This window comes from Paenibacillus aceris (genome assembly GCF_017874035.1).
In the GTDB taxonomy this organism is placed as follows: domain Bacteria; phylum Bacillota; class Bacilli; order Paenibacillales; family NBRC-103111; genus Paenibacillus_E; species Paenibacillus_E aceris.
In genome coordinates this window covers 22,199-48,274 of record NZ_JAGGKV010000016.1, presented here as the reverse complement: position 1 = coordinate 48,274, position 26,076 = coordinate 22,199, and the positions used below count along the sequence as shown (strand labels likewise).

The following is a 26,076-nucleotide window of genomic DNA, read 5'->3' as shown; positions in this document are numbered from 1 at the left end:
CAGGTTCATCTCCTTTTTATCTATGGGGTTATTTATTAGCAAGGGCGAACATAAGTTCACCTTCGACTACCACTTTGTCGCCTACTTTCGCTACAGCTTGGCCTTTGACAATCGTGCCTTTAACACGGGTAATGGTCATTTCTAACGTTAGCGTATCGCCTGGCACCACTTGCTGACGCCAACGAATGCCGTCTGCGCCAGCAAACAACCCGATTTTGCCTTTATACTCCGGCATCGAGAGCACGGCTACAGCGCCGACTTGTGCCAAAGCTTCAATAATCAGCACACCCGGCATAACCGGATAGCCTGGAAAATGTCCAGCAAAGAACGGTTCATTCATTGTGACATTCTTGATTCCTACCGCTTTGACACCTTCTTCTACTTCCAAAATGCGGTCAACGAGCAGAAAAGGAGGGCGATGCGGAATTATCTCTTGAATCTGATTGATATCTAACATAACAGGGAAAGCTCCTTTCAAATTGCTTGTATAAAATACAAGGTAATCACTTACAATACAGGTGTCCCTTCATTAACTGCAGAAGTGAAGGTTCATATAGGGGGAGCTTATGTAAAGTGGTCTGTGCACAGTCCCCTACATAGGCTCTTTTTACGTTTTGTATCTATTTGGTCTTGGCCCTTCGGTTTAACAACAGGAATTGAAAAATATAAATGAAGGAAGTTAAGAAGGAAACCCCGATCACGAACCACAAGTACGTAATCGCGAAGTCTACATGGAATACAATGAAGAGAATGGCGAAATAGTAAAGCACTGTCGTTAATTTCCCCATCAGGTTGGCTGGAACGGTTAATTTGCCCCTGAAATGAAAAAAAGCAGAACCCATGATCATGCCCAGGTCACGAATGAATATGGCCGCTGCTGCCTGCCAAGGTATCATCCCCGTAATGAGCAGAGAAAGTATGACTGCAATCATCATGCACTTATCCGCAAGAGGGTCCAGCATGACGCCAACAGGCGTAACCAAACCTCGAGTTCTGGCAATATAACCGTCTAAGATATCTGTGAGCCCCGCTGCCAATAAGATCAGGAAGGCAACCTGAATGTGGCCGCTCAAAAAAATGACGAGGTACACGGGGATTAGAACAAACCTGCTTATGGTGAGCATGTTCGGAATATTCAAAAGACCCCTCCTGCGCCTATTATCTGGTATCTGACGATTAGCCTTCATTCATTATACATTTGCTTACACAAAAATAAAACTCCCAATACGGGAGTTTGAATTAATTCGCAAAGACCAAATCGTATAAATGCCGCCAAGTGCTCATATGGAAGATCTCTGCAGCCGGTTGATGACCCAGCTTGGAGTATCCGACCCATAGTCCGATGTAAACGGCCAGCACGCACAGTACAGGAATACGTATGATTTTGAAAATAAGCCATATAATGTCCAGCCATTTCGGCCTTGGTGCTTTCTTTTTTGGAGCAGGCTTGTCTGACATCGAGCCCTATCCCTCCTTTTCTACAATCAAGCGCGCAAATTATTCGCGAAATTCATCATCTGATCGGAAGATGTAATCGCCCGGGAATTGAGCTGCAGCGCTCTTTGCACCATCACGAGATCCGTCATTTCATCGGCAAGCGTCACGTTCGATTGCTCCAAAAATCCCTGCATCAAGGTAACCCGATTGTTCGTTGTATCTAACCCCGGATTCACATTTTGCAAAATATTCGCCTTCTCAGCCTCTGTAATTCCCGCCGGGAGCGAGTATAGGTTGTCTCCAGCATCTTGGAGCAGCTGCGGACGCACAACGCGAACCAGCTTAATTTGACCCAAATTCATCGGCGCAGCACTCGGATCCTGCTCACTGTAGCCATTGATTGTGCCGTTTGCTTCAACGACAGGTCTCAGGCCTGCAGGCACGCGAATCAGTTTACCATCCACACCCGTGACAAAATGGCCCTCTTTGGTCGCCAGCACCGTATCGCCCGTAGCATCAGGCGTCAAACTGAACGCACCGTTACGGGTCCATGCCGGCTGGAACACCTGATTGCCATTTCCGTCTACCTTACTGACAGCCACTTCAAACAAGCCGTCTCCCTGAATCGCAAAGTCCGTGACATTGCCCGTAGACTGAATAGGTCCTTGCGCAAGGTTCGTTTGGATTTGCACCAGCTTCGATCCCCATCCTTGGTTGAAACCAAGCGGTGAGAAACGCCCTTGCTGGCGGAAGCCTTCCGGCTGCGATTTGACATTGGTCAGAACGTCTTCAAAGGACGCTTCTTTTTTCTTAAAACCGGTTGTGTTTACGTTCGCTATGTTATTGGACAGAATATCCAGCTTTTGCTGTAAGCTATGCATGGATACCGATGAGTTGATCATGGAATTGTTCATGTTTGGCCCCTTCGCAAGCTAGATTAGACACGCCCTACTTCGTTCGCTGCCTTGTCCATACTTTTATCATAAGATTGAATGACTTTCTGATTCGCTTCATAGGCGCGAAGTGCAGACATCATATCCACCATGGATTGCGCAGAATCCACATTGGAACGCTCGATAAAGCCTTGGCGAACCTCAATTTGATCGCCTGCTGCGACCTGCGTAACTGTCGCTTCATCGCCTGGATTAATCCGCAGTAAACCGTTACCTTCTCGCAGCAACAAGTTCGGGTTCTCGGCACGCGAGAGCATTAATCCTACAGGTTGTCCAGCCGCATTCAGCAGCGGTTGGCCGTTCCCGTCGAGGAACTCCCCCTTGTCTGTCACCTTGAAGGTGCGGATCGGTTGTCCAGCTCCATCAATAAGCAGCAAAGGTTGTCCATCCCGACCCAGCACTTGATTGCCGTTGGCATTCACCAATTGACCTGTCGTATCAACGGTAAACTTACCGTTCAAGGAATAACGGGGCTCGCCCTGCGCATTCATCACGGTAAACAGAGCCTGCGGTTGAAAAGTGCGTTCGCCATCTGGACTCACGTATTTCCCTGAAGCGTCAAAAGCCATGCCCGGCACTTGGATATTTGAAACTAAGGCAAAATCGAAAGGATTTTGCGTTTCCTGCAAGTCACCTTGTGCGTGAATGGAGATATTTTCCTCAGAGAATACGCCTAGACTCATCTTCCCAATCGGAGCTGTCGAGGCACCTTGTCCACCGCGTATCGTAGAAATGAGCATCTCCGGGAACGAGCGTGACAAAGCATTGCCTTGCTTAAAACCCGGGGAATTAATGTTGGCAATATTATTCGTAACGGTATCATGTCTGCGCTGCTCGGAAATCATTCCTGCCGCCGCGGTATATAGTCCTCTTAGCATCTCTTCACCCTCTTGGATAAATTGTCTAGTTAAATTTACGCTTGGAAACTTTATCTAAGTTGTCGAGCATAATTCCAGTTCCTTTAACCACGCAAGACATAGGATCTTCCGCGATTAATACCGGAACTTTCAGCTCGTCCGCTAACAATTGATCCAGTCCGTGCAGCAAAGCTCCTCCGCCCGTCAGAATGACGCCGCGGTCAATAATGTCTGCGGAAAGCTCAGGCGGTGTCCGCTCCAAAACGCTCTTTGCAGCCGTTACGATGGATGAAACTGGATCCCACAGGGCTTCCTGGACCTCACTGGAGTGAATTGTAATCGTAAGCGGCAATCCCGATACCATATCTCTACCGCGAATATCCATCTCTTGATCTCTGCCATGTGGATATACCGTTCCGATTTTCAGCTTGATGTCTTCGCTTGTCCGCTCACCAATCAGCAGCTTGTACTTATTCTTGATATACTTCGTAATCGCGATGTCGAATTTGTCACCTGCGATTTTGATGGAGGAGGAGGTGACGATGTCGCCCATAGATAGCACAGCTACATCCGTCGTCCCTCCGCCAATATCTACAACCATGTTGCCGCTAGGCTGGAAAATGTCCATGCCGGCACCAATTGCCGCTGCCTTCGGCTCTTCTTCCATGAATACCTCTCGGGCACCGCTGCGCTCAGCCGCTTCGCGAATCGCCTTTTGCTCAACCGAGGTGATGTTGGTAGGGGCGCAGATCAAGATCCGCGGATGCGAATACCAGTTCTTGCCCCCTACTTTTGCAATAAAATGCTTCAACATCATTTCTGTAATATCAAAGTCTGCGATAACGCCATCTTTCAATGGACGAATCGCGATAATGTTGCCCGGAGTTCTACCGACCATACGGAAAGCTTCTTCTCCTACAGCAAGCACGCGTTTCGTATCGCTTTCAATCGCTACTACAGATGGCTCATCGAGCACAACGCCGCGTCCTTTCACATGAATGAGCACGTTTGCCGTGCCGAGATCTATTCCAATATCCTTGCTTAACATTTCAAGTTAATCCTCCCTAAATCTACCGTCCATCCCGTGAAGAATCGGCGCTCTTATAGATAGTTCTAATTATAAGCTAAATTCGCTGTAATTGCATTAATTCCTCTTTTTCCGTGAAATTTCGACAAGTCCAGTTGTAGGAAACCGTCGGGATGAAGGTACTTTTAGGATTTGACCGTGACTAAGTTATCGGAGTGCTTCGGGTTTCGCGTCTTACGATACTTAATTTTCGTCGCTTCTCCTCCCCTTAGATGTCGGATGGACTTGTGATACTCCAGAATGTGCTTCACCTGGTTGGCCAGGTCCGGGTTGATTTCCGGCAGTCTTTCCGTCAAATCCTTATGCACCGTGCTCTTGGAAACACCGAATTCCTTCGCAATGGTGCGAACCGTATTCTTGGTCTCGACGATACAGGTACCAATCTTAATGGTTCGCTCTTTGATGTAATCGTGCACTCCCCTCGCCTCCCTACTCGAGATAGTTTGGTAAAGTATATGAGGGGCATGACTAGATATTCTACGTAACCAAGCCTGACAAGCCCATTTCCCATATTTATTTTCAAAAAAATCAGGAAATAAGGGCATATGCGGTCCTTTTTGGCAAGGACAAGCCTGTTTTGTGCGCTATGTAAAGCAGATCTGGACATGAATGTCCCGGGCGGTTAATGCAAAAAAGCAGCAGGATATACCCGCTGCCCTCATTCTATGTAGGCTGGTTGGTGACAAAACCAACAGTTCGCCTTTACATCCCTAACGGATTACTGTTTAGCATTTAAAATCGTTTCCGGATTTACAGCGGCGTTATCGGTAACTTGACGCACTTCAAAGTGCAGGTGCACGCCGTCTTCCTTCTCGAACTCATTACGTCCCGCTTTGGCGATGACGTCGCCTTTTTTCACTTCAGCGCCCTTCGTCACTTTCACTTCAGCCAAGCTTTGGTATACGCTGATCAAGCCATTGCTGTGAGTAATTTCGACAAGACTGCCGACAACCGGATTTTGCTCAACCGCGGTCACTTTACCGCTCAAAGCGGCCAATACATCAAACGCTGCACCATCTTTGGCTTTCAAATCGATCGCAGTATGCGGCGTCAATTGATCATTGTACTGAATCATTGCCGCCTGTTTCACTTCATTTGTTGCATTGACATCATAGAACGGGATGGATACATCAACTAGCGATCTGTCTTTAACTGGCCATTGCATAGCCTCGGCTGGTGCGTTAACGGCAACCGCCCCATCTTTGGAATTGTCAGGTGCTTGATCATCGCTGCTTACCTTAATGCCCAGATCTTCTTGGCTGACTGTTTTCGTCCCAGTGTCCTGGTACACCCACATTAAGGTTAAGATAATTGCCGCTGCTGCTACATACGTTGCTGGGAATACCCACTTCTTAGCAAGCAACTTCTTCCATGCGGATGGACTACCTTGTGCCCCTTGAACAGTTTTAGGAGCTTCTTCTTTTTGAAAACCTTTGTTTTGATCACTCATGGTTAATCACCTCATCAACCATTCTTGACACATTTAAAGGTTTTATACTTGAAGAAAGATATTTTTATAGAAACATTGCTAACTAAGATTTCGGGATAAAAGGTGCCGCTTTTTCAATAGAGATACCCGTATAATAGTAGGTTACGATTTGCTCCGCTGTCTTGCCTTCTTTGGCCATTCCGTTAGCGCCCCATTGGCTTAAGCCAACTCCATGACCGTATCCGTAAGTCGTAAACGTAATTTTCGACCCGGACCATTTCCAAGCGAATTGAGAGGATGCTAGTCCTAGCTTCTCTCTTACTTCACGACCGGAGAACGTTTTTCCTCCGATTGTCATTTTTTTGATACGGTGGCCCGTTGACCACTCTAGCACTTTCATGCTTCTCGCTCCGGTTCCGGTGGTCGCTATACTCGTAACTCCAAGCTTCTGCAGCATTGTTTTGTAAGTAATATCTACGGTTTCTTGGTAGCGAGAAGACAACTTCATATCCCATGGGCTCGGCACGCTGCGCAAATAGGGACTCTTAAACGGCCAGTAATCTTCCGAGTTTTCGGTATATCCGTTACTTGTCGAGAAAAAAGTTGCATTGATAGGCTTATGCCCGTAGGTCAGAATCATATCTTTCGTTTCGTTTACGGCTCTATCGATTTTTGCCATATTCGTCTCATACGAACCTGTGCCCCACTTCTCTTTTAACTCTTGATCGGTCAGGTAGGCTTGATGTGCGGTTGTGTCTGTGACGAGCGCATCATCTACAGGCATATTGCTATAATCCTTCTCTAGCACTCTCCGAACCACGTATGTTCTAGCAGCCATCGCTTGCGCTTTTAGCGCCTCCAGTTCGAATTCAACTGGCATTTCTGCAGCTAATACACCCTTTACATACTGCTCCAAAGGGACTGTTTCGACTACCGACTTCTTTGTTAAATAGACCGGGATCATCAAACCCTGTTGCGTAACTGTCTCTTGATTGGGGCCATAGTCGGTCGTTTGAGCTGAAGATGGGTCGCCGTCCGAAATCTTCTTGACTAGCAATCCAGGAACAAGAATGATGACAAAGAGCATAGAAGACAAACAAACGGCCATCCATAGGATGACCCCGCGGCCAGGAACACGTTTTTTCTTCAACATTGTCTCAGTAGCCTCCATAAGCGCGTTTACTAGCAGGTATTTTGGTATGACTTAGCTTATGAGAGGCATTGGTAGAATAGAACACGAGGCTAGGTCTATTTCTATGTTGCTCTCTATATGAACATTGCTATCGAAATTGGGCCGGCACTCCCCTATATTGTACTTAATGCAGTGTTTTTAGCTGAAAGCTGCTGAATCGTCCTGTTAGGACGAGCTCGTTTCTTATCTACAAATAAAAAACCGCCGGATCTCCTGAGGCCGCTGAAAAACTTTACGTTTTTTCAGCCCGGTTACTTGATTTCCATGAAAAAGCAGACATTTACCCCCATTTTGGGGTCGATGTCTGCTTTTTGTTTACACGTCTAATTTTAGTATTCGCTTCAGATTTACCGCGAAAATCGCCAGTGCTCCTTGTAATTCCATACCTAACAGACCTGAGGATGTAGCTACATCATACCCGTGTCGGTGTTTAAGTTCACTATTTTTGGCTTCAATTTTGTAACGTTCCTTTGACTTTTCTTTGAAATACTCACTCTCTTGGAACGCCATTTGTTCGGAATGCTCATCAGATTTGATGCTCACGGAGTAGGTTTTGCTTTTTGCGTCTTCTTTGTAGCAGCCTTCCTTAAAGGGGCAACGTTTACACTTCTCAACATCAAAATAATAAGTGTCAACTTGGTTTTTACCCACGCCTTTCTTGCCTTGTCTTGCTTTCCGGATCGCCATGTGGCCAGCCTTGCATACGTACAAGCCCGCGTCTTTGTTGTATTCAAATTCCTCCTCTTTCTTCCGTCCACCCTGACTAATCTGTGGATTTAGTTTCGCGACCAATTCAATATTGTTTGTTTTGCTGTATGTAAGGTTGTCTTTTTCCGAATAGGCGGTGTCGCCAATAACCGTCCGTACGTCTATACCGGCCGCTTGGCTTTTCTCGATCAGCACTTGTAGTTGCTTTCCGTCATTCTTTTCACCGGTTGTCACGATGGCCGCTGTAATAATACGTTCCTCACTCATGGCTAAATGGGTTTTGTAGCCGAAAAACGAAGAATCTGCGCTTTTGTGACCCACGCGGGCGTCTTGGTCGTGAGCTATTCTAAGCTGCTCTACGTCGTCCTCCACAGTCTCCTTTAGAAGATTCAGCGGCTCTAAGATCTTAGGCACTTGCGCAATTCCCGATTCCATCTCAATGATTCGAATCAGTTTTTGGCAATATGTAATTTCATCTTCGAGCCTATCTGTCGTGTTCTTTGCCGGGAGTTTGGCTTTTATGGATTCGTCCATGGCATAAACGGCTTTTCGCAATTTTCGTGCACGGTCCTGCAGGATTTCTTGTGGGGATTTCTGATTGTACCGAGCTTTTGTATGGGTAGCGTCAACGATAATCGCGTTACTCTTGAGAATATCTTTTTCAATCGCAATCGTCACTGTTTTACCAATGAGCATATCGAGCAGATTGAGGTCCTTCAGGCGCAGCTTGCGAAACTTTGTAAGGGAACTCGGGTCGATGACCGGATCCTCTGGTGCCATATTCAAGAAGTATTTGAACGAAAGATCGTACCTGGACCGCTCGACGATATCCACGTCGGATAATTCGAAGATGGCCTTCAGCAACAAATATTTAAACATGCGAATAGGGTCGATAGCGGTTCGACCGTTGTCCAAACAATACTTATCTTTCAATTCCTCATAGATGAAAGAGAAGTCAACGAGTTCGTTGATTTGACGCAACATATTTTCTTTTGGAACGACAATATCATATAAAGCTGCATAAGGGCTAAAAACCATTTCTTGTTGCTGCTGAATCATAATTTCACCCGCTCTCCCATGTTGCTTTTATTATAAGACAAAAAAGGAGTAGGCTCCTCAATTATTTAGGAGCCTACTCTTTTTCAGGGGGCGAACTTTTTCAGCGGCCTCGATCTCCTCCGGCGGTTTCTTTCTATTCATCCTATGCTAAGGTTGGCTGGATATTGAAAAAGCCCAGCTCCGCAGCTTCCTGCTCCACTTGTTGCGGCACCGAACGCGATATATCGGCACCAAGTCCACGCAGGACGTCGGTAATGTCGACATACCCGCGATCAATATGGTGAACCCCCGTAATCTCGGTCTCACCCTCCGCAGCCAGCGCCGCCAAAATCAACGCCGCTCCAGCACGCAAATCGGTTGCGCACACCTTTGCACCGCGAAGTTTAGCATTTCCGCTCACGATAGCAGTGCGCCCATCGACCTTAATATGCGCGTTCATGTTCGCGAATTCTTCCACATGCATGAATCGATTCTCGAACACAGTCTCGGTCACGAGACTCGTGCCGTCCGCCACCATCAGCAGCGCCATCATTTGCGACTGCATATCGGTTGGGAAGCCTGGATACGGCAGCGTCTTCACGTCAACTGCGCGCAACGGCCCCGTAGCACGAACACGGATACCATTTTCGTCTTCTTCGATGACAACGCCCATTTCCTGCATTTTGGAGATAACAGGACGGAGATGATCCCCGATGGCGCCTTCCATGTACAGTTCACTGCCGGTAATAGCTGCAGCGATCATATATGTACCCGCTTCTACGCGATCCGGAATAACTGTATGTACAGCTCCACGAAGTTTTTCTACGCCTTCTATGCGAATAACGCCTGTTCCTGCGCCGCGAATAATCGCACCCATCGCATTCAAATAGTTAGCCAAATCGACAATTTCCGGCTCTTTGGCTGCATTCTCAATGATGGTTGTGCCTTCAGCAAGCGTAGCAGCCATCATAATATTCTCTGTCGCGCCAACGCTGGCTACATCCAAATAAATTTTAGCACCCTTCAGGCGCCCTTTCACTCTGGCTTCGATATACCCTTGACCCAACTCAATATCGGCCCCCATTGCTTCAAAGCCTTTGAGATGCTGGTCAATCGGCCTCGTGCCAATTGCACAGCCGCCTGGAAGAGAAATTCTCGCTTGCCCTCTTCTTGCCAGCAATGGCCCCATAACAAGGAACGAGGCTCTCATTTTACGAACTAAATCGTATGATGCTTCGCATGTGTCAATGCGTTCTGCACGAACGCGAATAACCTGTCGATCATAGTCGACTTCTATGCCTAAGCTTTGTAATACTTTATTAATGACTAGTACATCGTCAAGGGGAGGCGCATCGTGGATGACGCTTTCACCTTCCGACCCCAGAATGGAAGCTGCAATAATCGGCAGTACCGCATTTTTCGCTCCGTTGATTTTCACATTGCCAGCTAACTTTCGGCCACCGCGGACGATAATTTTGCTCATCATGGTCCCTCCGCGCACTTATTTTAATTACAAGGTTTTGCACATTTCCTAAGTTTATCATCACAAGCCACATAGATACAACTGTGTTCTTTTGGTATTCTGAAACACCATCATAGAGTTCGAAGAGGATCTCAATTTTGGATCCGTTCTACTATCCATTGTTGACAACAATTTAAAGCATTATTCGAAAAAGGCAATTAAAACATCTTTCCGAAGCCCATGGAGAGACCTAAATATTGAATGAAAAAGCTTGCAACCAGATGACCCAATCCAATAGAAAGCAGAATCTGCAGCATAATGGCTTGCGCGCCTTTGGGGTTCTTAAGCAGCACATCAAAGCGGAACGCTTGCAGCGCCCACCACGCCAAGCCGATACATAGAATATATACAACAATGTCGACCATATTCATGAGCGATGCATATTTCGCGGCCTCATTCCATTTGTCTGTTTCTCCCATAGGTCACTCCTCTTCGGTTCTACCGATTCATTACTTTCACCAGCATAGAGACAAATTCAGCGCGTGTGGCCTGCTCATCAGGATGGAAGGTACCGTCCGAGTAGCCGGATACCCAGCCGTCAGCCCACATTTGTTTGAGGATACCAACCCCCCAATAGGACTCATCTACATCTTTAAAAGGTGAATTGCCCCGCTTCTTCCCTGTCATATTCATGCTTCGGGCAAGCATTTGTGTCATTTCCATCCGTGTAAGCGTACGATCGGGTCCGAAAGTCCCATTTGGGTATCCAGACACAATGTCTGCTTGCAGCGCTTTGGCTACGTAATCGTAAGCCCAGTGCGAAGCGTCCATGTCGCTGAATTTCAGCTCTTTGCGCTTAGACAATTTTAAAGCTCTTGTCAGCACAGTCGCTGCCTCAGCTCGTGTAATCGATTGATTCGGAGCAAAACGATAGTTTCCATAGCCGCTAATCACACCCTGCTCCGTCAGCTTGCTAATCGCATCTTGCGCCCAGTGCCCCTCGATATCGGCATACCCGCTGATCAGGGTGTAACTGGCAATTTTCAACCGATACATTTGACTCATAAACCACTGACTTGCTTGTAGCTTAATATAATAGGTGCCTGCATTCAGCGTCTTCTCAACGAAAAGTTGATCAGTCCCATAATCGTTTTTATAAAACCCTTGTTCCTTCATCGAACTATCATACAGTGTTGCGTACATCGTCCGGAAAGGCGGGATATTCGTTAACCGAACTTGCGCCAAACCATTCTTGGTCATTCGAAATTCAAACCAATCGACGTCTTCATTGTTATTGAATAATCCTTCATACACCGAGTTCATCGCTGCAAAAGTCGCCTGATACGACTTGTCATTAGGTTCATTGGGGTCAATCAGCTTCGGCGAATATTCGATTTCAAGCGTATACTCACCCGTGATCGGCTCCGTATAATCCTTCACATTGCTAATGCGGATATAGTATTGCCCTGGAAATACATCCATTTGCGAGCTGATTTCAATCCCGCCATCTCCGCCTTGATCGATCGTAATCGCCTTCTCCCCTTCCTTCTGAAAAAGGATCATCGGATCAATACGACCTGTATCCACGGAAAGTTTCAACCGAATCGTACCTGAATGCTCGAGGGGAAGGACGAACCAATCGACATCCCCTTTTTTATGAAAAGTCCCGCGGATCGTTTGACTGCGTTCAGGGAGTGCAAATGCTTGATACTGCTTATCGTTATTTTCAAAAGGGTCCGTATAAATGACAAAATCCGTTCGAAGGCTGTAACTGAGCCCCGTCTTCCGTGAGCGATCCACCGACTGAAGCTGCAAATAGGTGCGACCCTTGGTTACCTGCACCCTAAAAGGCTGAGTTCCATCCGTGGTGTTATTAGAAACAAACGTTTCGCCTGAATCAAAGCGAACACGAATACCCGAGCTATCCGTGTTCTGCAGCCATACCTCGATGTATCCGTCATAGGTTGCATCGATCGCGTACCAATCCTCGTCCCGTGCGGAAGATAACGCTGCTTTCACAGAAGTATGTATAGGCAGTTTGGCAGCTTGACTCTTACTATCGTTTGGCTCATAACGATCTTCATTATAGGGTTTAGTCAACGCCAAATCGACTCTTAACAGCCCATATCCCGTTTTGGAATCCCATCCCGTTTCAGCCAAATCGTCTGCCGTTTGTTCCAGCTGAGATCGTACTTGGTAGGCATTCATCGAAGGGAATTTACTCCACACCAACGCGGCTGCTCCAGCGACTTGCGGTGCGGACATCGAGCTCCCATCTTGATACTGATAACCGCCTCCTAGTGCTGTGGTGTATACATCCCATGGGGCAACCAGATCCAGCTCCGGTCCGAAATTTGAACGAGGATCGGCCTGCTTATCAGCGCTAACGCCCCCTACAGCCAATACGGTAGGATACGCCGCAGGGTATTTCACACTTGTGCTTTCATTGCCGACAGCAGCCACAAGCAGTACATTATGATCCTCTGCGTACTGTACAACGTTCGCCATGTAATCGGAGTACTTGTTCAGACCCAGGGAAAGCACTACGATCTTCGCCCCATGATCCACGGCATACTTAATGCCCTCGCCAAGCTTCGCTTCGCCGCCAGTCCCGTCTGCCTCCAACGCTTTGATCGGCATGATCTTCGCATTAGGGGCAATACCTGCAATACCTTTATCGTTATTTATCGAAGCCGCTATAATGCCAGCTACATTCGTTCCATGTCCATTATCGTCAATTGGCTTTTTCGAAGGCTGAAGCAAGTTTACGCCCTCCACCAAATTACCTACTAAATCAGGATGAGTAAGATCAACACCCGTATCAACAACAGCCACTACAATAGGCGTACGGGTATCTGCAGCAGCAGCCCACGCTTGATCGATATGGATCATATCCAGATAGGTTTGTTTCACCCTCATTGGATCCGTCGATGCGGGATATGCTTCTGCTTTTGTAACCATCACTGTAAGTTCCACAACGAGCAGCATCACAACGATGAGCCATAAGTGTCGAATGAATTTCATGAGATCCCATTTCCTTTAATTCGTAATGGTCTTTTACCTTATCTATCTATACCACATTCCCCGTCTTCTCGATACATATAACGGTTTTTCTTCGCAAAAAGTTCAGAACTTTTGAAAAAAAATTGTGGGCTTGGCCACTTTTTCTATTGTACATGGGATTGTGGGATTTGTGTGGGATTTGGAGGCAATTACCAAGAGGTGTGGAAAACTGTTAGACTTGCGCCAAAGCAAGGAAAAAGACTTGCTCCTCCTGCCGGGTAGCATCATTTGTTTTCTCAATTTTAGAGGAACCTCGGGCCGCTATATAGGTGAAAAGCGATATCTCATGTGTTAGTGGGAACTACAGGTCCTTATTCAATCCAAATGGGGCACATTTGTACCCGGAATCACGAAATAGAGGAACACAGTTCCCTCTCGCAGGCTCAAAGGGCTATTTTCACTGAAATAGCACCCTGAACTTCCGCTAGCTCAGGACCTACACAAAAAAAGCCCTCCCCAACAAGGGGAAGGCTCCACAATATCTGTGTTTACATCATAATAAAATCTTTCGTCAGCATAAAGATGCCTTCGATCCATCTGAGCACAAGGTGCGGCACAAAGCCCAAAGCTAGGCCGATAAGAGCACATAGCCAGACCGTTACACCTAGCGTAATCGGCACTTTCACCTCGGCAGGCTCGAAATCGCTGCGCATAAACATTTGACGTACAATTCCGAAGTAGTAGTAGAAGGATACCACGCTCGTCGCGATCATCAGGGACCCCAACCAGTATTGATGGGTCTGCATCGTTCCGAGAATTATATACAGCTTACCGAAGAATCCGCCGGAAACAGGGATACCCGCCAAGGAAAGCACGAGCAATACCATCGCGGCAGCTGTAAAGGGTGCCCGGTAATACAGGCCTCCAAAGCCTTTGGCCTCGGTATGCCCTTCCGCCTGTTCGATAATCATGAGCACCGCGAAAGCGCCGATATTCATGAACAAGTACGCGATTAAGTAGAAGATAAATTCAGAGAAGTTCGCGTAATGAACGCCTGAAAAGTACGTTGCAATCGGAACGAGTAAATATCCCGCATTGGCAATTCCCGAGTAAGCCAATAGCCTTTTCATGTTCGTTTGCTTCAGCGCTATGAAGTTCCCTGCCACCATGGCGATTGCAGCCATAACAGAAATGGCTAGGAACACATCGGATTGGAACTTCGAGTCCTCGAAGGAGCTAAACCCGAACAAGACGTAGAATACTCGGAAAAGAATTGCGAATCCAGCACCTTTAGACACGACAGCCAAGAAGGCTGTCACTGGCGTCGGCGCGCCTTGGTACACATCCGGCGCCCAACTGTGGAACGGAGCGGCGGCAATTTTGAAGCCGAAGCCGGCAAGCAGCATAAAGAACGATACATAGAGCAGCGGTTCGTAAGAAGCAATTAGCTGTGGAAGCGCAGCCCCGATCTGCGAAAGATTGCTCGTTCCCACCATACCGTACAAGAAAGACATGCCGTACAGAATAATGGCAGAGGAAACGCCGCCCATCACCAGGTATTTAAAAGCCCCTTCATTGGACTTGCTTTCTTTCTTCTTCATTGCTACTAGCAAGTACGAGGTTATACTAAGCAGTTCCAGTCCAACATACAGCGTGATTAGATCACCGGAAGAGGACATAATCATAGCGCCCAGCGCAGCAGGCAGATAGAAGTAATAGTACTCTCCCACATGCGGGATCGCATCTTCCTTCACAAAGTTTAAACTCATCAGGACGACGAAACCGGTACCTAATAAGGTGAACAATTTCAGCAGATTCGAGAAATCATCTACTCTGTAGCTCTGATTGAGCAGCTGAATGGCCTCATCCGGATTCAGCTGAAGCAGGACAAATACAGCTGAAATCACAAGGCCGACCAAAGTCAACCATCCAATAACGGAACGACTTAACCTGCTTGGCAGGATCAAATCCAAGAGAGATAGGATGATCGCGGTGGCAACCAGCGAAAGCTCAGGGAGCAGATGCACTAAATCGGCGACTTGGAGTCGAAGCTGTTCCACCGGACTAACCTCCTATCTTCCCGGCAACGCTCTGGATCAATTGATCCAAGCTGCCTATCGTTTGCTGAAGCGGCTGGCTCAGCACGCTTGGATAAACCCCAAGCAAGAGGATAAACGCCACCAGAGTAATCATCGGCACCGCCTCGATTAACCGGGCGTCGCGTATACCTTGCAGAACCAAAGTTGGCTGCTTCGGGCCAAACGTGATGTTCAGCACCCCGCGCAGCACGTAAACCGCTGCGAGAATGATCCCCAGTGTACCAATGATCGCGTACACACGGTGTGTCTCGAAGAGTCCGAGGAACGCGAGGAACTCACTGATGAAGCCGGATAAGCCTGGCAATCCGAGGGATGCCATCCCCGCAATCAGCAGAATCCCGCTGATGAAGGGAACCGTCGTTGCGAGACCGCCCAGACGATCGAGCTCGGTGGTGTTCGTCCGTTCGTAGATGCTGCCGACGAGCAAGAACATCAGGGCCGAAATCAAACCGTGTGAAATCAGTTGGAACACGGCTCCTTGCAGGCCCGACACATTAAATGCGGCGAGACCGAGCAGGACGATGCCCATATGGCTAATACTCGAGTAGGCCAGCACGAGCTTAAAGTCTTTTTGGACCATCGCAAGAATGGCGCCGTACACGATATTGATGACGCCTAGAAGCGCCAGCATCCAGGCCCACTGCTTCGCCTCCGCCGGGAAGAACAAGATGCCGAAGCGAATAAGTCCGTAGGCACCCATTTTCAGCAATATACCGGAGTGAATCATGACAACAGCAGGCGGAGCCTCTGTATGTACTTTCAGCATCCACGTATGGAACGGGAAGATCGGCAGCTTAATGCCAAAGGCGACCAGCAGCATAATAAACACGGTCCACTTCATAGCTGCGCTAAGGAAGAACGGGGAGCCTTCTTGATTCACATAAGCGGCCGGATCTTGCAGCAGATTATGAGCAATCGTATGAATATCTCCGCTGTAATAAATGATAGCCTCTGTCTGAGACGGATCTTGGTTGAAACCAGCCGTACTGACGAGAATGAGAAACGCGATCAGCATAATTGCCGAGCCGAGTCCATTGTAGAGAAGAAAGCGATTGGCCGCTTGCTCTCTGTTCATATACCCCCATATTCCGATCAGGAAGAACATCGGTACGAGCGTAATTTCGAAGAACAAGAAGAACAAGAACAGGTCCTGGGCCATGAAGACGCCGAACATGCCGGTTTCCAGCAGCAGGAATAGAATGAAGTACGACTTCCAGCGTTTTTTGATATAAACCGAGGCTAGGGCCGCCATCGACGACACAAGGGCCGTTAAAAATACGAGTGGCAATGAAATTCCGTCTACCGCTACGCTGTATTTAAATTCAAAGAAATAAGAAGTGATTTGTTGAATGCCCTCATGGTTCAGCGGGACCTTAATCCAGTCCAGCTGTTCTTTGTACTGAATAGGGTCTCCTTGAAAATTATAATCAGCGTACAACCATGCCGCCAAAATAAGCGGAATCAGTGTCGTGACGATACCGATCGTTTTAATTAAACGGCCTCGGTCGCTTCGAATGAAGAGCAGGACCAGCACGCCGAGCAAAGGTGAGAAAGCGATCAAACTTAGTATAGGTAAATTAGCCGGCATGGATGAACCTCCTTCCTGCGATGGCGAGCGCCAAGATCAGCATCCCTAGAATCATGATGACACCGTAGGTCTGCATTTGACCATTTTGAAGACGGGAGCCCAGACGACCGAGACCGACCACCGTAAAGGCGACTAACCGCACGATACCATCAATGATATACACATCAATCAGTTCGAGAATCCATCCTAATCCGCGCAGCGGCTTGACGAAGATTCCGTCATAGATTTCATCCACAAAATATTTGCGGTTCAGCAGCGTATACAGCCATGGCAGCTTGCCCGAAACCACATCGCGTGGAATGGAACGTTTCAGGTAGATCAGGTATCCAAGACCAATACCAAGCAGCCCAGCGAGTGTTGATAAAATAATGACGATCCAGTTGGCTTTCTCGTCATGATCCTGACCCGTTAGCCAGTGGCCAAGCCATTCGTTGAACGGTGTGTTGACAAACCCCGCGACCACTGCGAGTACGGCCAGTATAATCAATGGCGTCGTCATCGTGGACGGAGATTCATGCGGCTCATGGGCATGATCATGATCGTTATGCGCATTAGCTTTGCCTCTGGGCGAGCCCATGAAAACCAAGAAGAAGAGGCGGGACATATAGAACGCTGTGAAGAAAGCCGCAATCACGCCAACCCAGAACAGCAGCTGGTTATGCTCGTAGGCTTCCGTCAAAATCATATCCTTCGACCAGAACCCGGCGAAAGGGAAAATACCCGAGAGTGCCAGTGTTCCGATGGCGAATGTCCAGGTTGTAATTTTCATTTTGCGGGACAGTCCGCCCATTTCGTTGATATCCTGTGTATGGACAGCGTGAATCACACTGCCGGCGCCCAAGAAAAGCAGCGCTTTAAAGAAAGCATGCGTGAATAAATGGAACATGCCCGACGTGTACGAGACGCCGATTCCAAGCGCCATCATCATATAGCCGAGTTGACTTACGGTGGAGTAAGCGAGAATGCGTTTGATATCATTCTGCGCAATCCCAATCGTCGCTGCAAAGATAGCCGTAAAGCCGCCCACATAGGCAACAACCGTCAAAGCATCCGGTGAAGCGTGGAAAATATCAAATGTACGCGCTACTAAGTAAACCCCAGCCGCTACCATTGTTGCTGCGTGGATCAACGCACTAATTGGCGTTGGACCCTCCATAGCGTCCGGCAACCAAGTGTGCAGCGGGAACTGGCCTGATTTTCCCATCGCTCCGATGAAGATCAACACGGCAATCCAGGTGACGATCGTCGGGTCGATTTTGCCCGTCGTAAAAGCATTATGTATAGATGTGAAATCAAGTGCATGCCCAGGCATATACCAATAAAGCAGCAGGATGCCAAGAAACAGCCCAACGTCCCCAATCCGGGTGACGATAAACGCTTTTTTCGCTGCAGCCTTCGCCTCTGGCTTGAAATACCAGAAACCGACTAGCAGGAAGGAACATACCCCTACAATTTCCCAGAAAATGTAGAGCTCTAACATATTTTCCGAAATGACGAGTCCTAGCATGGAGAAGGAGAACAAAGCGATATAACCAAAGAATACATGGATTCGCTCGTCGCCTTTCATATAGCCTCTTGAGTAAATATTGACGAGTAGAGAAACCAGCGTGACGATGACCAGCATCAAGGCATTCAAATTGTTGACCTCAAACCCCATATTCAAGGTGAAATCGCCTACCTGCAGCCAATTAAGCTTATCCCACGTGTAATCCTCAACTTTACCGCCAATACGTTCAATAAATATCAATACAGCCACGATAAATGATGCAAACATCGCGAAAATACTGATATAAATGCCTAAGTCTTTTAATTGACGTCCCATAGCCGTAAGCGCTAGAAAAGCAATCAGCGGAAACAACGGAATGAGCCAGGCGTACTGTGAATAGTCCGATACCATATCCTTGTTAGCCTCCTAGCGCTTCATAGAATCCAAATCCGTTACATCTACTGTTCCTTTATTGCGGTAAATTGTAATGAGAATCGCAATCCCGACCGCCGCTTCAGCAGCTGCAATCGTAATGTTGAAGAGCGAGAAAATTTGACCTGTCAGCGCTGGATGATCTCCAAGCTTGGAGAACGCGATCAAATTTAAGTTCACTGCATTGAGCATAAGCTCGATAGACAGCAGAACAATGACCCCATTTTTCTTCGTTAATGCGCCGTATAGGCCGATGCAGAACAGGATTGCAGCCAGTGTGAGATAGGGAGTAATAATGTTACCCATCGCTAATCCTCCTCTCTCTTCGCGACGACGATAGCGCCAATGAAGGCCACCGTCAGCAGCACGGACATGATTTCGAATGGAATCACATGTTCGTTATAAAGCAGCTTGCCGATTTCTAACGTATTGTCTTTGCCGGCATCTAAGGAGCCTTGTGAGACGAAAGTCGTTTTTTGAATCGCATAAAATAAAACCCCGAACAAGCCAAGTGCTCCAATAATCGCCAAACCCTCATGCCAAGGGCGTCTAGGCTCTTCTTCTTCCTCTTGTCTGTGCTTTGTCATCATAATGCCGAAAATCATGAGGATCGATATGGCTCCGGCATAGATCAGTACCTGAACAAAAGCGACAAATTCCGCTTCAAGGATGATATACAGCCCTGCTAAGCTAATGAATGTAAGAGCAACAGCAATGACCATATGGACGACTTTGGTAAAGGAAATCATGAAGATCGCTCCGCCGATGGCAAGTAGGGCAAAAATGAAGAAAGCCCAGCTTGAACCGCTTGAGAGGAAGTCACCAATTCCGTTAAACATCTTTTTTGGCCCCCCCTTTTGGCATGGCCGAGTTATTCTCCTGGCGAATATTTTGGTTGTTTTCATTCAACCATTCCAAATTTTTGAAAAGATCATCACGGCTATACGAACTAAGCTCAAAATTATTGGTCATCACGATCGCTTCCGTTGGACATACCTCTGTACAAAGGTCGCACAATATACAGATTTCGAAATTAATGTCGTACGTATCAATAACCTTGCCCTTTTTCTCGGGGTCAGGATTCGCTTTACCCGTGAGCGTAATGCACTCCGTCGGGCAAATACGCGCACATTGATTGCACACAATGCATTTCTCTGGGTCAAAATGTTGAATACCGCGAAAACGATCCGGCATTTTAAGAGGGACGTCAGGGTATGCGTACGTGATCTTTTTCTGTGTCATGCTTTTCAACGTTACGCCTAGGCCTTTCATTATGCCCTTCATTCGTTTCACTCCTTAGAGTTTCCGTAGGAAACTTGCATCGTAAGCATTAACTGAGTTTTGCTTTAGCAAAACTGACTTCGTAAGCATAGGCTTGGAGTTTCCGTAGGAAACTTGCATCGTAAGCATGGACTTGCTAAAAGATAGTCATAATGATCGCCGTCACCAGCATATTGACCAACGCCAATGGCAGCAGCACTTTCCAGCCGAATCCCATGAGCTGATCAATCCGCACCCTAGGCAGCGTCGCGCGCAGCCAGAACAGGACGAACACGACAAGGGAGAACTTCAGCAGGAACCAGAGGATCCCCGGAATAAAATCAAGGAATGGGAATGGTGAATGCCATCCGCCTAAGAAAATCAGGCTCGTTAATGAAGCAATAATAAACACGTATACGTACTCCGATAGCATGAAAAAAGCAAATCGGAAACCGCTGTATTCCACGTGATAGCCTGCAACAAGCTCGGACTCTGCTTCCGGCAAGTCAAAAGGCGTTCGGTTAAGCTCAGATACACCCGCAATGGCGAAAATGATGAAGCCTAGAATCTGAGGGATGAAATTCCAATGCCAGAAGCCCCCCGCTTGGTGGTCAACAATGGTATGCAGATTCAAGCTGCCAGTCATCATAATGACACCGATCACGGATATGACAAGCGGTACCTCGTAACTGATCATTTGCGCTGCCGATCGCATACCGCCAAGCAGTGCATATTTGTTATTAGATGCCCAGCCCCCAAGGATAATCCCAATGGTGGAAATCCCCGTAAGAGCGACATAATATAGCAGTCCGGCATTCAAATTCGCATTAAACATACGATCTGAGAACGGGATTGCCGCGATAATCGTAAAAGAAGGAATGAAGGTAATGACAGGCGCCAAAATGAACAGCTCGCGCTCCGCTTTCTTCGGAATGGTATCCTCTTTAATTAGGAGTTTAAGCACGTCTGCGACGCTCTGCAGAAGTCCTAACGGCCCTGTCCGGTTCGGTCCGATCCGCAGCTGCATCCAACCGATGACCTTCCGCTCAAAATAGATGGCATACGTTACGAAGCCAAGAACCAGCAGCAGCATGACGATGCCCCAGAAAAGGAAAACAAAGAAGTTCGTCCACGTCAGACTCTCTTCCAGCAAATTTACCATTAGGCATCCACCTCCCCAACGACAATATCGATGCCGCCCAGTATCGTAATCAGATTGGTCATCGATTCACCGATCAGGAGCTTAGGCAGTATTTGCAAATTTACGAAGGACGGTCTGCGGAATTTCAGACGGAATGGCTCTTGCTTGCCTCGGGAAATAATATAACAGCCGATTTCTCCGCGTGGGGACTCAATTGCGGCATACACTTCCCCTTCCGGAGGACGAATCACCCTAGGCACCTTGCCCATCGTTTCGCCTTGTTCCGGGAACTGTGCCACCGCTTGCTCCAAAATGCGCAAGGACTGTTTCACTTCTTCCATACGCAGCAGATAGCGATCATAACAATCGCCGCCGCTTCGTACAGGCACATCGAACTGAAAGCGATTGTAGAGGCTGTAGGGCTGCGTTTTGCGGATATCCCAATCTACACCTGTACATCTTAAGTTAGCGCCGCTAAGGCCATACGCAATGGCTGTATCAGCGTCATATTTACCTACTCCCTTAATCCTAGAAAGGAAAATTTCGTTTCCAGATACAAGGGTGTGATATTCTTCTAATTTACCGTACATATAAGGGATAAATTTCTTGACTTTATCGATCCAACCGTCCGGAGCGTCCCATTTTACCCCACCTACACGCATGTAGTTGTAAGTTAAACGAGCTCCGCAGAGTTCATTGAATAGGTCAATGATAATTTCCCGATCGCGGAAAGCGAATAAGAATGGGCTCATTGCGCCTATATCCAGCAAATACGTTCCCCACCAAACCATATGAGAAGCGATGCGCTGAAGCTCCATCACAATTAAGCGAAGAAAATCGGCGCGTTCCGGAATTTCCAACCCCATCATTTTCTCAACGGCATGAACGAGCACATAGTTCGTCGTCATAGCAGACACGTAATCCATGCGGTCTGTATAAGGAATAATTTGCGTGTAACTCAGGTTCTCAGCCAGCTTCTCTGTTCCTCTATGTAGATAGCCCATAACGGGTATAGCTTCTTTGATGATCTCTCCATCCAACTTCACAATTACGCGAAATACGCCGTGCGTACTTGGATGCTGAGGACCAACGTTTAGCAGGAGCTCTTCTGTCCGTAACAAATGCTACACCTCCGGGTCAAGCGGTTCGTAATCTTTGCGCAGTGGATGGCCGACCCAATCGTCAGGCATCATGATCCGTACTAGGTTGGGATGCCCCGGGAAGTCAATCCCGAGCAGGTCAAAGACTTCCCGCTCATTCCAATTCGCGGTCGGCCACACAGGCGAAACCGAAGGGATGCTTGGCTGATCCCGGTCTGTTTTCACCTTCACACAGTACTCTCGTTTGTGGGTAAGGGAAAGCAGATGATACGCCACCTCCAGGTGCGTCTCTTGGTCCACGCCGGAGAGATTGCGCAAGTAGTCGCAGCGCAGCTCTTCGTGATCGCGCAGCGTCACCGCAGCCTCCTGCCAGCGGGAGCTGTGAATAACCACGTAAGGGCGATGCGCGTCCCTTTCGTTGATGAAGCTATCGACGACGGCCTCTTCGCCGGCGCTTTCTTTCAAGATCGCCACCAGCCGGTCCAACAGCGGCTGGTTCGGCGAAGGCTCTTTCGGCGCGGCAGGCTCCGCCGCGTCCGTCTTCGCTCCGCGCGCGCTGGCTCGCGCTGCGCGTGCCTCTGCGGCGGCTTGTGCTTTGGCCGCCTTCTCGTCATCCCCTGCTGCGCTAGCCTCCGCAGGGGGGGCCGTTGCAGGCGCGGGCTCGCCCGCCTGCTCAGCAGCTGCTGCCTTCGCGGCTAAGCGGGCGGCTCTCGCCGCGGCGCGCTCCGCTGCTTTCTCTTCGGCAGTAAGCTCTGCGCTGCCCTCAGGCTTCGTCTCCTCCGAAGAAGCAGTCTGCTCGACCTTCTCCTCCGGCTTCTTATCCTCGCTCATCGATTAATCACCTGCTTACCGGTCTTCGCTTCATAGCGAATCTTCTCCTGAAGCTTGTTGATTCCATAAATAAGTGCTGCGGGATTAGGCGGGCACCCCGGTATGTATACATCAACCGGCACAATTTGATCGACGCCTTTGACAACGGAATACGACTTCACGTATGGACCTCCAGCTGTCGCGCAAGAGCCCATAGCGATAACCCACTTCGGCTCAGGCATCTGCTCGTAAAGACGGCGCAGCAAAGGAGCCATTTTCTTCGTAACTGTCCCTGCTACAATCATCACATCAGATTGCCTAGGAGACGTACGGAAGATGACTCCGAAACGGTCTAAATCATAATGGGATCCGCCCGTACCCATCATTTCAATGGCACAACAAGCAAGACCGAATGTTAATGGCCAAAGCGAATTACTGCGAGCCCAAGCTTTCACTTGCTCCAGTGTCGTCATAAAGACATTGCGGTTCAACTCTTCACGTTCTTCTGGGGATATCGACTCTAAACTGAAGTCCATTGCAGCACCTTCTTCTTCCAAGCGTATATTAATCCTATGGCTAGCAAGGCTACAAAAATACACATTTCCACTAAGGCGAACAATCCAAGCTGATTAAAAGCCACAGCCCATGGATACAGGAACACAGTCTCTACATCAAAGATGACAAACATCAAAGCAAATAAATAATATCGAATGTTAAACCGGATTTGTCCCTCACCTACAGGCTCGTTCCCACTCTCATACGTCGTATATTTCTCCACGACGGGTTTACTAGGCCTTAACCATTTGCCTATCGTAAGCGCTGCCACCGGGAGGAAAATACCTAACCCTAGAAAAATCGCTACGATTACATAGTTATTTGTATACATCATCTGAATGTAACCGCCTCCATTCCTATTTACTTTTGATATTCACCTATTTCCATTTGGTAATATTCACCTTCAATATTATACCAAAAGTCCTTTTGGGCGTCGATGACTAATTCCAAGCCCCCCTTTTTTCATACCTAGTGAGTAGATTTTCCATAATTATCATAAATTACTCAAACGTATAAAAAAAGCGAGGGAACCGGAGTTCCTTCGCTTTTTGAATCTATTATTTGCCGGATACGCTGATCCGGTTCAATGCTCTTTGCAAAGCGGCTTCCGCACGTTTGAAATCAACGTTATCTTGCTTAGATTCCGCAAGACGTTTCTCCGCACGTTCTTTCGCTGCTCTCGCACGATCCACATCGATTTGTTCTGGCAGCTCGGCGCTTTCCGCCAGTATAACCACTTTGTCCTTACGCACTTCCATAAAACCGCCGTTCACTGCGATGATCTCGTCTTTGGAGCCCTGCTTCTTCACAGTAATCGAGCTGATTTTTAGTGGAGTCACGAGTGGAATGTGGTTCGGCAGAATCCCAAGCTCCCCTGCAACACCCTTTGCCACAACCATGTTCACTTGTTCAGCGTACACTTTGCGCTCAGGAGTAACAATTTCAAGTAGGAATGTACTCACTTGGATTCTCCTTCCTCAGCTAACGCGAAGTTTACCAAAGGTAACCTTACAGCGTTTTCGCTTTCTCGATTGCGTCCTCAATCGTACCTACGTTGTGGAACGCTACTTCAGGAAGGTTGTCGTGCTTACCTTCAAGAACTTCTTTGAAGCTGCGCACAGTTTCTTTCAATGGAACATACAAGCCCGGGAAACCGTTGAACGGCTCAGCAACGTGAAGCGGCTGAGACAAGAACAGACGGAGACGACGCGCACGGGTAACAACCAGTTTATCCTCATCGGACAACTCATCCATACCCAAGATCGCGATGATATCCAGAAGCTCTTTGTAACGTTGAAGAACTTGTTTAACACCTTGTGCTACTTTATAGTGCTCTTCGCCCAAAATTTCTGGCGTCAAGATACGGGAAGAGGAAGCAAGTGGATCTACCGCTGGGAAAATACCCGCAGCCGCGATACTACGCTCCAAGTTCGTTGTCGCGTCTAAGTGAGCGAACGCTGTAGCTGGAGCTGGATCCGTATAGTCATCCGCAGGAACGTAAATCGCTTGAATCGATGTTACGGAACCTTTTTTCGTGGATGTAATACGCTCTTGCAATTGACCCATTTCTGTAGCCAAAGTCGGTTGGTAACCTACCGCAGATGGCATACGACCAAGCAAAGCCGAAACCTCGGAACCTGCTTGTGTGAAACGGAAGATGTTGTCGACGAACAGAAGAACGTCTCTGCCTTCAACATCACGGAAATATTCAGCCATTGTCAAACCAGTCAAGGCAACACGAAGACGCGCACCAGGAGGCTCGTTCATTTGACCGAATACCATCGCTGTTTTCTCGATAACGCCGGAGTCTTTCATCTCGTGGTAAAGGTCATTACCTTCACGAGTACGCTCGCCAACGCCTGCGAAAACGGAGATACCGCCGTGCTCTTGCGCGATGTTGTGGATCAACTCTTGCATCGTTACGGTTTTACCTACACCCGCACCGCCGAAGAGACCGATTTTACCACCTTTTGCGTAAGGAGCCATAAGGTCAATAACTTTAATACCTGTTTCAAGAACTTCCGATTTCGTGGACAAGTTCTCGAAAGCAGGAGCTTCTTTATGAATTGGACTAGTCAATGTACGGTCAACCGTTTCGATACCGTCGATAGGATCTCCAACTACGTTGAACACGCGACCCAATGTTGCTGCGCCTACAGGTACAGTAATTGGAACTCCTGTGTCAGTAGCTTCAGCGCCACGCACAAGTCCGTCCGTGGAAGACATCGCTACGCAACGAACGAGGTTGTCACCAAGGTGAACCGCCGCTTCAACCGTAATCGTAACCGATTGTCCGCCTTCATTTTTTTCAATCTTGATTGCATTCAGAATTTCAGGGAGTTGTCCGCGTCCGAACTCAATGTCGACGACAGGCCCTGTAATATTCACAACGCGCCCTTTGCTCATGGTTTCCCTCCTAAGAAAAGCTTCGCCTCTAAA

General features: G+C 48.0%; 26 protein-coding genes. All 26 read right to left on the bottom strand.

Annotated elements, in window-relative coordinates; translation table 11 throughout:
* Nucleotides 1-28: 28 nt before the first annotated feature.
* The gene (gene fabZ / locus J2Z65_RS24405; protein WP_167055215.1) at nucleotides 29-457 is read right to left on the bottom strand and encodes a 3-hydroxyacyl-ACP dehydratase FabZ; all 429 of its coding nucleotides are present in this window, start codon (nucleotides 455-457) and stop codon (nucleotides 29-31) included.
* Nucleotides 458-620: 163 nt separating this feature from the next.
* Nucleotides 621-1,139, bottom strand: coding sequence for a CDP-alcohol phosphatidyltransferase family protein (locus tag J2Z65_RS24400; RefSeq protein ID WP_167055217.1), 519 nt, complete (start codon nucleotides 1,137-1,139; stop codon nucleotides 621-623).
* 100 nt (nucleotides 1,140-1,239) lie between these two features.
* Nucleotides 1,240-1,458, bottom strand: a complete 219-nt coding sequence (locus tag J2Z65_RS24395; protein WP_167055219.1) for a DNA-directed RNA polymerase subunit beta — start codon at nucleotides 1,456-1,458, stop codon at nucleotides 1,240-1,242.
* Between the two features lie 26 nt (nucleotides 1,459-1,484).
* Nucleotides 1,485-2,351: a flagellar hook-basal body protein gene (locus J2Z65_RS24390; protein WP_167055221.1), complete on the bottom strand. Its 867-nt coding sequence runs from the start codon at nucleotides 2,349-2,351 to the stop codon at nucleotides 1,485-1,487.
* A gap of 23 nt (nucleotides 2,352-2,374) precedes the next feature.
* Nucleotides 2,375-3,268: a flagellar hook-basal body protein gene (locus J2Z65_RS24385; RefSeq protein ID WP_167055223.1), complete on the bottom strand. Its 894-nt coding sequence runs from the start codon at nucleotides 3,266-3,268 to the stop codon at nucleotides 2,375-2,377.
* A 25-nt stretch (nucleotides 3,269-3,293) separates the two neighbouring features.
* Nucleotides 3,294-4,295, bottom strand: a complete 1,002-nt coding sequence (gene mreB, locus J2Z65_RS24380) for a rod shape-determining protein (protein ID WP_079417018.1) — start codon at nucleotides 4,293-4,295, stop codon at nucleotides 3,294-3,296.
* A gap of 164 nt (nucleotides 4,296-4,459) precedes the next feature.
* Complete coding sequence (gene spoIIID / locus J2Z65_RS24375) at nucleotides 4,460-4,750, bottom strand: sporulation transcriptional regulator SpoIIID (RefSeq protein WP_167055225.1); 291 nt, start codon at nucleotides 4,748-4,750, stop codon at nucleotides 4,460-4,462.
* Nucleotides 4,751-5,052: 302 nt separating this feature from the next.
* Nucleotides 5,053-5,784 carry a M23 family metallopeptidase gene (locus J2Z65_RS24370; protein ID WP_167055227.1) on the bottom strand — a complete coding sequence of 244 codons (732 nt, stop codon included), beginning with the start codon at nucleotides 5,782-5,784 and terminating at the stop codon, nucleotides 5,053-5,055.
* An 82-nt stretch (nucleotides 5,785-5,866) separates the two neighbouring features.
* Nucleotides 5,867-6,916 carry a stage II sporulation protein D gene (gene spoIID / locus J2Z65_RS24365; protein ID WP_167055229.1) on the bottom strand — a complete coding sequence of 350 codons (1,050 nt, stop codon included), beginning with the start codon at nucleotides 6,914-6,916 and terminating at the stop codon, nucleotides 5,867-5,869.
* Between the two features lie 354 nt (nucleotides 6,917-7,270).
* A complete protein-coding gene (locus J2Z65_RS24360) occupies nucleotides 7,271-8,722 on the bottom strand; it encodes an IS1182 family transposase (protein ID WP_167055231.1) in 1,452 nt (483 codons plus the stop codon).
* Nucleotides 8,723-8,864: 142 nt separating this feature from the next.
* The gene (gene murA, locus J2Z65_RS24355; RefSeq protein ID WP_167055342.1) at nucleotides 8,865-10,184 is read right to left on the bottom strand and encodes a UDP-N-acetylglucosamine 1-carboxyvinyltransferase; all 1,320 of its coding nucleotides are present in this window, start codon (nucleotides 10,182-10,184) and stop codon (nucleotides 8,865-8,867) included.
* A 197-nt stretch (nucleotides 10,185-10,381) separates the two neighbouring features.
* Nucleotides 10,382-10,642: a DUF1146 family protein gene (locus J2Z65_RS24350; RefSeq protein ID WP_240159597.1), complete on the bottom strand. Its 261-nt coding sequence runs from the start codon at nucleotides 10,640-10,642 to the stop codon at nucleotides 10,382-10,384.
* A gap of 19 nt (nucleotides 10,643-10,661) precedes the next feature.
* The gene (locus J2Z65_RS24345; RefSeq protein WP_167055233.1) at nucleotides 10,662-13,187 is read right to left on the bottom strand and encodes a S8 family peptidase; all 2,526 of its coding nucleotides are present in this window, start codon (nucleotides 13,185-13,187) and stop codon (nucleotides 10,662-10,664) included.
* Between the two features lie 527 nt (nucleotides 13,188-13,714).
* Entirely contained in the window at nucleotides 13,715-15,226 is a 1,512-nt protein-coding gene (locus J2Z65_RS24340; protein ID WP_167055235.1) for an NADH-quinone oxidoreductase subunit NuoN, read from the bottom strand.
* 4 nt (nucleotides 15,227-15,230) lie between these two features.
* Nucleotides 15,231-16,853, bottom strand: a complete 1,623-nt coding sequence (locus J2Z65_RS24335) for a complex I subunit 4 family protein (protein ID WP_167055238.1) — start codon at nucleotides 16,851-16,853, stop codon at nucleotides 15,231-15,233.
* Nucleotides 16,843-18,750, bottom strand: a complete 1,908-nt coding sequence (gene nuoL, locus J2Z65_RS24330; protein WP_167055240.1) for an NADH-quinone oxidoreductase subunit L — start codon at nucleotides 18,748-18,750, stop codon at nucleotides 16,843-16,845. The genes J2Z65_RS24335 and nuoL overlap by 11 nt, the downstream gene beginning before the upstream one ends.
* Before the next feature lie 15 nt (nucleotides 18,751-18,765).
* Nucleotides 18,766-19,077, bottom strand: a complete 312-nt coding sequence (nuoK, locus tag J2Z65_RS24325; protein ID WP_145668556.1) for an NADH-quinone oxidoreductase subunit NuoK — start codon at nucleotides 19,075-19,077, stop codon at nucleotides 18,766-18,768.
* Between the two features lie 2 nt (nucleotides 19,078-19,079).
* The gene (locus J2Z65_RS24320; protein ID WP_167055243.1) at nucleotides 19,080-19,610 is read right to left on the bottom strand and encodes an NADH-quinone oxidoreductase subunit J; all 531 of its coding nucleotides are present in this window, start codon (nucleotides 19,608-19,610) and stop codon (nucleotides 19,080-19,082) included.
* Nucleotides 19,603-20,055: an NADH-quinone oxidoreductase subunit NuoI gene (gene nuoI, locus J2Z65_RS24315; protein WP_167055246.1), complete on the bottom strand. Its 453-nt coding sequence runs from the start codon at nucleotides 20,053-20,055 to the stop codon at nucleotides 19,603-19,605. Before nuoI ends, J2Z65_RS24320 begins: the two co-directional genes overlap by 8 nt.
* 133 nt (nucleotides 20,056-20,188) lie before the next feature.
* A complete protein-coding gene (gene nuoH / locus J2Z65_RS24310; RefSeq protein ID WP_167055249.1) occupies nucleotides 20,189-21,193 on the bottom strand; it encodes an NADH-quinone oxidoreductase subunit NuoH in 1,005 nt (334 codons plus the stop codon).
* Nucleotides 21,193-22,293, bottom strand: coding sequence for an NADH-quinone oxidoreductase subunit D (locus tag J2Z65_RS24305; protein WP_167055252.1), 1,101 nt, complete (start codon nucleotides 22,291-22,293; stop codon nucleotides 21,193-21,195). Before J2Z65_RS24305 ends, nuoH begins: the two co-directional genes overlap by 1 nt.
* 3 nt (nucleotides 22,294-22,296) lie before the next feature.
* Nucleotides 22,297-23,103, bottom strand: coding sequence for an NADH-quinone oxidoreductase subunit C (locus tag J2Z65_RS24300; protein ID WP_167055255.1), 807 nt, complete (start codon nucleotides 23,101-23,103; stop codon nucleotides 22,297-22,299).
* The gene (locus J2Z65_RS24295; protein WP_127453417.1) at nucleotides 23,100-23,618 is read right to left on the bottom strand and encodes a NuoB/complex I 20 kDa subunit family protein; all 519 of its coding nucleotides are present in this window, start codon (nucleotides 23,616-23,618) and stop codon (nucleotides 23,100-23,102) included. Before J2Z65_RS24295 ends, J2Z65_RS24300 begins: the two co-directional genes overlap by 4 nt.
* Nucleotides 23,603-23,968 carry an NADH-quinone oxidoreductase subunit A gene (locus J2Z65_RS24290; RefSeq protein ID WP_127453506.1) on the bottom strand — a complete coding sequence of 122 codons (366 nt, stop codon included), beginning with the start codon at nucleotides 23,966-23,968 and terminating at the stop codon, nucleotides 23,603-23,605. Before J2Z65_RS24290 ends, J2Z65_RS24295 begins: the two co-directional genes overlap by 16 nt.
* A gap of 226 nt (nucleotides 23,969-24,194) precedes the next feature.
* Complete coding sequence (locus J2Z65_RS24285; protein WP_167055258.1) at nucleotides 24,195-24,599, bottom strand: F0F1 ATP synthase subunit epsilon; 405 nt, start codon at nucleotides 24,597-24,599, stop codon at nucleotides 24,195-24,197.
* A gap of 46 nt (nucleotides 24,600-24,645) precedes the next feature.
* Nucleotides 24,646-26,043 (bottom strand): F0F1 ATP synthase subunit beta, encoded by a 1,398-nt coding sequence (gene atpD, locus J2Z65_RS24280; protein WP_167055261.1) that lies wholly within the window; start codon nucleotides 26,041-26,043, stop codon nucleotides 24,646-24,648.
* Nucleotides 26,044-26,076 lie beyond the last annotated feature (33 nt).